Origin of the sequence: Halohasta salina (assembly GCF_024178165.1) — an archaeon.
Classification (GTDB): Archaea; Halobacteriota; Halobacteria; order Halobacteriales; family Haloferacaceae; genus Halohasta; species Halohasta salina.
The window spans coordinates 89,579-98,888 of record NZ_JAMZIE010000008.1 but is presented as its reverse complement, the minus strand read 5'-3'; the positions used below and the strand labels follow the sequence as shown (position 1 = coordinate 98,888).

Annotated in this window: 8 protein-coding genes; 2 read left to right on the top strand and 6 right to left on the bottom strand. The window is 60.6% G+C overall.

The window, feature by feature from the left end; translation table 11 throughout:
* Positions 1-81 precede the first annotated feature (81 nt).
* From NKJ34_RS14095 to aglG, 5 genes are read right to left on the bottom strand one after another with little or no spacing between them, the layout of a single operon-like run.
* Positions 82-369: a hypothetical protein gene (locus NKJ34_RS14095; RefSeq protein WP_253738952.1), complete on the bottom strand. Its 288-nt coding sequence runs from the start codon at positions 367-369 to the stop codon at positions 82-84.
* 52 nt (positions 370-421) lie between these two features.
* Positions 422-1,576 carry a glycosyltransferase gene (locus NKJ34_RS14090; RefSeq protein ID WP_253738951.1) on the bottom strand — a complete coding sequence of 385 codons (1,155 nt, stop codon included), beginning with the start codon at positions 1,574-1,576 and terminating at the stop codon, positions 422-424.
* Between the two features lies 1 nt (position 1,577).
* On the bottom strand, positions 1,578-2,513 hold the full coding sequence (locus NKJ34_RS14085) for an SDR family oxidoreductase (protein ID WP_253738950.1): 936 nt from the start codon (positions 2,511-2,513) through the stop codon (positions 1,578-1,580).
* A gap of 57 nt (positions 2,514-2,570) precedes the next feature.
* Positions 2,571-3,848 (bottom strand): nucleotide sugar dehydrogenase, encoded by a 1,278-nt coding sequence (locus tag NKJ34_RS14080; RefSeq protein ID WP_253738949.1) that lies wholly within the window; start codon positions 3,846-3,848, stop codon positions 2,571-2,573.
* 57 nt (positions 3,849-3,905) lie between these two features.
* On the bottom strand, positions 3,906-4,823 hold the full coding sequence (aglG, locus tag NKJ34_RS14075) for a glucosyl-dolichyl phosphate glucuronosyltransferase (RefSeq protein ID WP_253738948.1): 918 nt from the start codon (positions 4,821-4,823) through the stop codon (positions 3,906-3,908).
* 111 nt (positions 4,824-4,934) lie between these two features.
* On the opposite strand from aglG, the gene NKJ34_RS14070 reads away from it, so the two are divergent.
* Positions 4,935-7,922, top strand: coding sequence for an oligosaccharyl transferase, archaeosortase A system-associated (locus tag NKJ34_RS14070; protein WP_253738947.1), 2,988 nt, complete (start codon positions 4,935-4,937; stop codon positions 7,920-7,922).
* 174 nt (positions 7,923-8,096) lie between these two features.
* Positions 8,097-9,062, top strand: coding sequence for a DUF368 domain-containing protein (locus NKJ34_RS14065; protein WP_253738946.1), 966 nt, complete (start codon positions 8,097-8,099; stop codon positions 9,060-9,062).
* Positions 9,063-9,080: 18 nt separating this feature from the next.
* On the opposite strand, the gene NKJ34_RS14060 is transcribed toward NKJ34_RS14065, so the two are convergent.
* Complete coding sequence (locus NKJ34_RS14060) at positions 9,081-9,236, bottom strand: rubrerythrin-like domain-containing protein (RefSeq protein ID WP_253738945.1); 156 nt, start codon at positions 9,234-9,236, stop codon at positions 9,081-9,083.
* Positions 9,237-9,310 lie beyond the last annotated feature (74 nt).

Below are 9,310 nucleotides of genomic sequence, written 5' to 3'. Positions count from 1 at the left end.
AGTTCCTCGTCGAGAGTGTTGACGACAAAATTAAGCAGATGCTCTTCTTCGATCTGGTTGTCTGTTTGGGTCCGTGTCACACTACGTCCAAACAGACACTTCCTCTAACTCAATGTGATCGACTGAGTATGTATCGAACCGCTCTGTGTCGACAGTCTCCTCGAAAAAATCAGCCCGACAGGCATCAAGAACGATCAGCGTGTCCCAGTCTTCGTCCATCACGTGGACCGCCTCGTCGTAGCCCGGATAGCTCGGATGAAGCCGTGTCAGCGGGCCAACGACGAACGGGACGAACACACGGTCCCGCCACCACTGTAGGGAAGAAAAGTTGTCCCGTATTTCAGAGATGACATGACGTGGTGAAAGCATAGACAAAACTGGCTACCCGACCAATATAATGTCGTCGGTACGTTACTACCGATCACTCGACGGTAAAGGCGGCTTGGAACGATCTGTAGGCCGTCGTGATCGACTCCGAAAGCTGTGTTTCGAACGTCGACATCGAAAACCGGTCGACAAACGTCGTCGGATCGGCCGACATCCCCTCCTGCTCCTGTTGACCGACCGCAGAACGAATCGACGCTGCCGAGCCGTCATGCAGAAAGCCGTTCTGTCCCGTCTCGACAAACAGTCCCGGAAATCCGTCGTTTCTGGCGAGACAGGATTTGCCGCTCGCGTTGGCCTCGATCGGGACGATGCCGAAATCCTCGTTACGGCCGTTGAAAACGACGGCCCGGCAGCGCCCCAGCAGGTCGTACTTCTCGTCCTCGGAGACGAAGCCGGCGTACTCCATGTTGTCGGCGGCGCGAATGCGGTCGACAACACCTGCATCGCCTTCACCACCGGCAAAAACGATCCGTTTGTCAAGCTCCTCAAAGGCCGCAACGATGGCTTCGATCCCCTTCTCGACATCGAGCCGCCCGAGATGGAAGTAGAATCCCTCGTCACCCTGATCCTCGTACCGATCGAGTTCAACCGGTGGATAGACGACTTCGGCGTCCCGTTTGTAGAACTTCCAGAGGCGGCGTGCGATGACGGGGCTGTTGGCGAGATAGTGGTCGACGCGGTCGTCGATCGCGCTGTCTCTTGTTCGGAGGTAACGGACAGCCGGTCGAGCCAGCCGACCGAAAAGCGAGCTCTTCCGGTCGTGATAGAGGTCGTAAAACCATCGAGGCGGCGAGTGGCAGTAGTTGAGATGGAGCGTTGTATCCGGCGTGATCACGGCCCGCGGAGTCGACCCGGAGGTGATGAGCACGTCGGGGCTGCCGTAGGTTCGCCAGTCGACGTCTTCCCAGAGACTGTACTCCCCCGGTCGACCCAACCGTTTTCGCATCCCTGTGGTCCACTCCGGGAGGTCGGTGGTCACGTCGTAGAACACGATGTCGCCGTATGGATTGTCGTTACCGGGCTCCGGCTCACCGACCGTATACACTGTCGATTCGCCAATGGCCTCAGCCAGTTTCGTGATCAGATACTCGGCACCCCCCCACGAGTCGATATGCCAGTGAGCGATTGCGATATCGAGATCGTCGGCAGTCAAATCCTTGGTTGGCGGGGAAGTGTCTTCGATTGCCATCTTATGCGGATCGGAGCGCCTCGATCGTTAGCTCGAGTCCGTCGTCAAACGTCACAATAGGCTCGTAGTCGAGTAACTCACCGGCTTTCGAAATATCTGCATGCGAGTGACGGACATCACCGGGACGTGGATCGTCATAGATCGGCTCGATGGTCGTCCCAAGCTGATCGTTGATTCGCTCGACCAGTTGGTTGACCGTGACCCGGCCCCCGGTACCGACGTTGAACGCCTCGCCGGTGACGTCTCCCTCGGCGGCCAGTACGTTGGCCTCGATCGCGTTCTCGATGTAGGTGAAATCACGCGACTGTTCGCCGTCGCCGTAGATAACCGGCCGCTCGTCGTCGAGCATGAGGTCGATGAACTTCGGGATCACGGCCGCATACTCGCCGTCAGGATCCTGTTTCGGCCCGAAAATGTTGAAATATCGCAATGCGACCGTGTCGATATCGTAGAGCTCACTGAATTGGAGGGCGAGCTTTTCGGTGTAGTACTTCGAGAGCGCGTAGGGAGATTCCGGACGTTCAACCATCGTCTCGACTTTTGGCAGTTCCTCGGTCGCTCCGTATATCGACGATGAGGAGGCGACGACGACGGTATCAACACCGGCCTTCCGGGCTTCGTCCAGCACGGTCGCCGTTCCAGTGCAGTTCGCGTCCGTCGACGTCACCGGGTCGTCGACGCTCCGCGGTACCGACGGGACTGCAGCCTGATGGAACACGTAGTCGACCCCTTCAGTGGCGTCGGCGACACCGTCGGCATCCCGGATATCGAGTTCGGTAAACGAGAACGACGAGTCGTCACGGAGCGCGTCGAGATTGCCCCGACGCCCCGTCGCAAAGTTATCGATTCCACGAACTGTGTAGCCACGGTCCAGCAGGTCGGTAGCAAGACTCGAGCCGATGAATCCGGCGACGCCGGTCACGAGTGCAGTGGGCATAGCATCAGCCTACCACCCCCATGAGTTGAGTGTACCGAATTCCGTCCGACCGTATCGTTACAGACGGACGACGTGGTCGTCATCATACCCGCTGGTCGCGTTTCGAGTGTCGAACACGAGCGAGGCGTTATCGACGATCGTTTCGATATCGAAACAGGCGTGATCGGTCACGACGACCACACAGTCGGCGTCGGCCAACCGTTGGGGCGATAGTTCGGTCGAACTGTAGGTTCCGGCCGGAACGGAGAGTTCCGGGACGTAGGGATCGTGATACGCCACGGTCGCCTGCCACTCCGAGAGCTGGTCAATGATATCGATCGCGGGCGATTCGCGCGTGTCGGAGACGTTCGGCTTGTAAGCGACACCGAGCAACAACACCTCCGCGTTCGAGAGTGCGATCCCGCGATCGTTCAATTGTTTGACGAGGCGGCGGACGACGTGGCCAGGCATTTCGCGGTTGATCTGATCGGCCAGATCGATGAATCGGGTTTCGATCCCCTGCTGGTTGGCCTGCCACGAGAGGAACATCGGGTCGACCGGGATGCAGTGGCCACCCAGTCCCGGCCCGGGATAGAACGGCATATAACCGAACGGTTTGGTCGCCGCGGCGTCGATGGCGTTCCAGATGTTGACATCGAGGCTGTGAGCGATCTGTGCCAACTCGTTGATGAGTCCGATATTGACTGCCCGGAAGGTGTTTTCGAGGAGTTTGACGAGTTCCGCCTCTGTCGCCGAGTCGACGCGGACGACCTCGTCGAACACCGGCCCGTACAGTGCTTCGGCCCGATCACCACAGGCATCGGTCACGCCACCGAGGACTTTCGGGATGTCAGTGGGTCCGTACTGCTCGTTGCCGGGATCGATGCGCTCCGGCGAGAAGGCGACGAAGATGTTTTCGCCGACTGAGAGTCCGTTTTCGGTCAGCGTTTCGGCGACGAACTCCTCGGTTGCGCCGGGATAGACCGTGCTTTCGAGGATCACCGTACAGCCTTCAGGAACGACCGATGCGAGCTCTTCGACGGCGCTTGCGACGTACGACAGGTTCGGGGTCCCCGATTTCCGCATTGGTGTCGGAACACAGATCGAGACGGCGTCGACGTCGGACAACGCCGCGTACTCCGTGGTCGGCTCGAACCCGTTTGCGAGCCCTCTCGATACCGCGTCGTCGGGTACATCGTTGACGTACGAGGTGCCGTTGCTGAGCGCGTCGATCCGGTCGTCGTCGACGTCGACACCGACGACATCGTAGCCCGCTTCGACCATCGCAAGCGAGAGTGGCAGCCCGACGTATCCCAGGCCAATTACACCAACCTGATTGGTTGTCGTCCCGGTCATTAGATGTGGGAGACAGGAAGCCACCCGTTGTGAGTCTGTCGGTTCGGCGAATCGTATCTACCACTTTGTTAGGCCGTATATATATCCCGCACCGACGAGCCCGGTGAGGAGGAGCAACGTCACGAACTGTTTGAGTTTCGGCGTCGAGGGCGACAACAGTAATCCCTTGATCCGATCGGGTATGAACTTGAAGAGGAGTTGTCGGAGGAACGCCGATTCCTCGTCGGTCGTTGTTTCGGGGACCAAAACTTCGAGCGCGCGCTTCGAGTATCCCTGCCAAAAGGCTCGTTTCCCGAGCCACCATTTGTCTGTTCGGAAATCGAACACTTTGTGTTCGACGATAGCATCGGGGTTGTAGATGACGCCCTGTCCGTACTCCCGTTGCATCCGTGCACAGAACTCGGTTTCGTGGGCCTGGAGTTTGTTGTCGCCTTGCCGTCCCACGGCCGGTTCGAATCCGCCGAGTTCTTCGAGTACGGACCGCTTGAACGAGATGTTCGACCCGAACGTGTTCCGGACTTCCTCGCCCGGCTCCGCGAACCCCTTATACGTGACCCCGATCAACCAGTAGAACTCCTCGGGAAGGAAATCCGGCTTTCCAGCGACCCAGTCAGCAACCATGCGGCCGCCGGCCGCGATCGCGTCTCGTCGTTCATAGACGGAGATCAACTCCTCGATCCAGTGTGGGTCGGCAACCGCATCGTCGTCGATGAGTGCAACGACATCGCCCGTGACATACTCGAGCGCGTTGTTACGGCTGGCCGACAGGCCGACGTTTTCTTCGTTGAGATGGATCCGGACCGATTCGAGATCGCCGTACTCCTCTACAACCTGTTCGTACAGTTCGTCGTTCCCGTCGATGACGATGATCAGTTCGATGTCGTCGTATGTTTGATCGAGGATACTCTCGACAGATTCGCTAAAGGCATCGAACATGTCGAAAGAATACGTGCAGATGACTACGGAGACGTCCATTGGTCGTCGGTTGCTGGTTCTATCGAATAAGGATTTCTTTTCACTCACTAACTAGTTCGCTCCGTCGACATTTCACAAGGCTTATTCAGGCAATGAAACTGGGTTGCTACAATGAGCAACGCAACGGAGGATCACAGCGACGAACGAACGGACACGGTTGGCTCCGTAGTTTCGTCACTCAAGCAGTGGTATCATGTTCCAGTGCTTGTCGCGCTGATCGCCTTCATGTTGGCTGCGCGACTTCGGGAGTTGAGTAATTTCCAGACGGAAAGCGGCGTTACGTTCCGTGGTAACGATCCGTGGTATCACTTCCGGGAGACAACCTATCTCCTCGATCACTTCCCGTCGACGATGCCGTTCGACCCGATGACGAACTACCCGACCGGGACGAACGCCGAACAGTTCGGGACTCTCTACGACCAGATCGTCTCCGGGTTCATTCTACTGACGAGCTTCGGTGATCCTTCCCCGGAGTACGCGGGGGTAATTATGCTGATCGCGGCCCCTGTGTTCGCTACTGCTGCTGTCGTGCCAGCATACGTCATCGCATCGCGGGTTGCCGGGCGCGGCCCCGCACTCGTCGGAATGTCTGTCTTGGCACTGCTTCCGGGAACGATTCTCAACTACTCGCTGGTCGGATTTTATGACCATCAGGCAGCGGAAGTGTTCTTCCAGACGCTCGGTGTCTTCGGATTCGTCCTCGCACTAGGAGTCGCCCAGCGCGAACAGCCGGTTTGGGAACTGGTCGCCGACCGAGATATCGACGCGCTCCGTCGACCGTTCGGCTATTCGGTCGCAGCGGGTGTCGCCGCGGCCCTCTATATGTGGGCGTGGCCGCCGGGTGTGCTTCTCGTCGGATTTAGCGGTATCTTCTTTGCGATCAAAATCACGAGCGACGTCTATCACGATCGGAGTCCGGAGCCGGTTGCGTTCGTCGGAGCCGTCTCGATGACCGTGACTGGACTGTTGATGTTCGTTCCGCTGAATAGCTTCACGATCGGTGGCGCGACGAACTACTCGCTGCTCCAAGTTATTCTCCCGATCGGTGTTGGGCTTGGTTGTGTCTTCCTCAGTTATCTCGCGCGCCAGTGGGAGGCCCGAGAGATCAATCGAGACTGGTACCCGGTCGCTGTCGGAGCGATGGTCCTCGTTTCCGTGGTCGCCTTCTCGGCGTTCGTTCGAGATCTCACTGGAAGCCTGCTCAATAGGGTCGGATTCAGTGCCAGCCTGACAGCTCAGACCGTCGGTGAGGCGACCCCACCGCTCGCCAGACAGGCGGCGTTCGACTTCATCTATAGCGAGTACGGGCTTGCATTCTTTGCCGCGGTGGCAGCAGCCATCGTCGTACTCGCTCGCCCACTGATCCGAAGCGACGACACCCGTGAGACGGGGTACGTTGTCGGCTCGCTGGCGGTCGTCGTCGTGATATATCTCGCTACGCCGGCCGTCGACGCGATCGCCGGCGCGCTTGGGACGAGTTGGCAGGTGCTTGGTCTCCTCATCGTCTCTGGACTACTGGTCGGAGCGACGTTCCTCCACCGATACGATGCGGTCGAACTCTATCTGCTGGTGTGGGCGGCGTTCATTACTTCGGCGGCGTTCACCCAGGCCCGGTTCAACTACTATCTCGCGGTCGTCGTCGCGGTGTTTACCGCGATCTTCGTCGCAAAGATCGTCGGCTACGTCGACCTCGATATCGACACCGACTCGGCCAAGCAAACGGTCCGGAATCTCGAAGGTTGGCAACTAATGACCGTTGCCGCGGTCGTGCTCGTGTTGATCGTACCGCTGATCTATCCCGCCGCCGGCTCGGCGTGGGCTGCCGGCGGGAGCAACGGTCCCGGTGCGGTCACCCAGTGGGATGATACCTTCGAGTGGATGAGCAGCGAGACGCCGCGGCCGGGTGAGCTTGAAGGCGCAAACAACCCGATGGAACTGTACGGAACCTACGAGCGACCCGCCGACGGCGACTTCGACTATCCGGAGGGTGCCTACGGCGTCCAGTCGTGGTGGGACTACGGCCACTGGATCACGACGCAGGGCGAACGGATCCCGAATGCCAACCCGTTCCAGCAAGGTGCAACCCCTGCCGCCAACTACCTGTTGGCTCCGTCCGAACAGGCGGCTGCCGACGCACTCGACGAGAAGATGGGCGAGAACGACGAGACTCGCTACGTCATGGTCGACTGGCAGATGGTCACCCCCGGCTCGAAATTCGCCGCGCCGACGGTGTTCAACGACGACGTCAGCCGGAGCGACTTCGTCGAACAGGCCTACCCGCTGGTTCAGGGCGAGGACGGCCAGCAGTTCGCCGCGCCGGTGACGATGCGGACCCAGCGGTACTACGACAGCCAGATGGTTCGGCTCTACAACTACCACGGGAGCGCGGTCGACCCCAAACCGATCGCCATCGAAACCCAGCCGCGGACTGTCGAGACGGGGGCCGGCGAACAGGTTACGGTCAACACCTTCGACAAACAGGAGGGCGTCCAGTCGTTCGAGACGCTCGAGGAGGCCGAAGCGTACGTCGAGGAGAACCCCGAAGCACAACTCGGTGGTATCGGCACCGCCCCGACCGAACGCGTCGAGGCCCTCGAACACTACCGGCTGGTGAAGGCCAGCGAATCCAGCGCAATCAACCAGCCCACCTATCAGAACGACCTGTTCAGCACAGCCCGCGGGACCGGCGTCAACGCCAACCTGCTGCTCGAAACCAGCCCGCAGTGGGTGAAAACCTTCGAGCGGGTTCCGGGGGCGACCGTCGACGGCACGGGCGCAACGCCCGGATCGGAGGTCCGTGCGACCGTCGAGATGCGGGTTCCCGAAACCAACTCCTCGTTCGCATACACACAGTATGCGACCGCTGACGACGAGGGCAACTTCGAGATGACGCTGCCGTACTCGACGACGGGCTACGACGAGTTCGGCCCCGAAAACGGCTACACCAACACGGACGTTCAGGCGACCGGCGAGTACGCCTTCAGCAGCGACGCTGGCGAGGTCGCAACTGCCCCGGTCGAGGAGGCCCAAGTCGTCGGCGTCGACGACAGTCCGGTGACGGTGGAACTCACCGAGTCCGCGGTCGAACTCGGCCAGTAGACAGTCACTACTGACCAGTAGCCACCGTTTACTGGCCGGTGGGACACGATATTCTCAGTTGTGGAACGGTCGACGCAGTAGCCGGCGGCTACTCGGCGGCCAGCAAACGATCGACGGTCCCGCGTCGACGGTAAACCCGAACTACCAATGTGGGTGGCGACCCACCGACCGGTAATGACGACACTCCGCGAACTGGCCGGTATCTATCTCCGCGGTCTGGGCATGGGGGCGGCGGACGCGGTCCCCGGCGTCTCCGGCGGGACGATCGCGCTGATCACGGGCATCTACGAGCGGCTGATCGGTGCGGTTACCGCGGTCCAGCCGACCCGGCTGCGACGGATTCTCGGCGGGCTGCGGGCCGAGGGGCGACCCGACGCCATTGTTGCTCTCCGGGAACTCGATATCGTGTTTCTGCTCGCCCTCGGGGCTGGGATCGCAACTGCGGTCGTGACCGTTCTCCGGGCGATCAGCGTGCTGTTGGAGACGAACCCGGTCGAGACCTACGGCTTCTTTTTCGGCCTGATCGGGGCCTCGGCGGTCGTGCTGCTCGGCGAGGTCTCGCTTGCGACCCGCGGTCGACGGGCGGCCGCAGCCGCGGGGTTTCTGGTGGCGTTCCTGCTGTCGGGGTACGCTGCGGGCGCGCTAGGGTCGTCGCTGCCGGTGGTGTTCCTCGCGGGGGCGGTCGCGGTGAGCGCGATGATCCTCCCCGGTGTCTCGGGGTCGCTGCTGTTGATTCTGCTGGGTCAATACGAGTACATGTCGACCGCACTGAGTCGGTTTACCGACACACTGGTCGGCCTGCTCGACGGCGGCGGGGGCGACGCCGTCGTCGACGCCGGGGTTCCCGTGGTGACGTTCATGGCCGGCGGCGTCGTCGGCCTGCTGACGATCGCTCACAGCGTGCGCTGGGCACTGGATCGCTACCGTGAGGCGACGCTGGCGTTTCTGGTGAGCCTAATCGTCGGCGCGTTGCGGGCACCGGTCGAACAGACTTCGCTTGAACTGACCGCAACGGGTACCGGGTGGTCAACGACGGTCGTCGGACTGTTCTTGCTGTTTGCGGTCGTCGGCGCGGGGGCGGTTCTGGTCGTCGATCGGCTGGCCGGCGGGATCGACACCGGTCGTTCCCAGCCGGCTTAAGCACCGTCCGCAGCGGGGTTACTCCCGTGGAACGGCGATGTTCCGTACCCGATCCCCGCAGTCGGGACAGGTCGTCAGCCGCTCGTCGCTGTGACAGCGGGATCCACAGCCGACACACTCGAAGTAGTTGGTCGACGGCGTGAACGGGTCGATGGTCGCGTTATGAGGTACCATGCCGTACGGGGAGCGGCCTGACAACTAATCCTTTTTGCTGCCGTTAACTAATGTATACTGCATTCTTATACCAA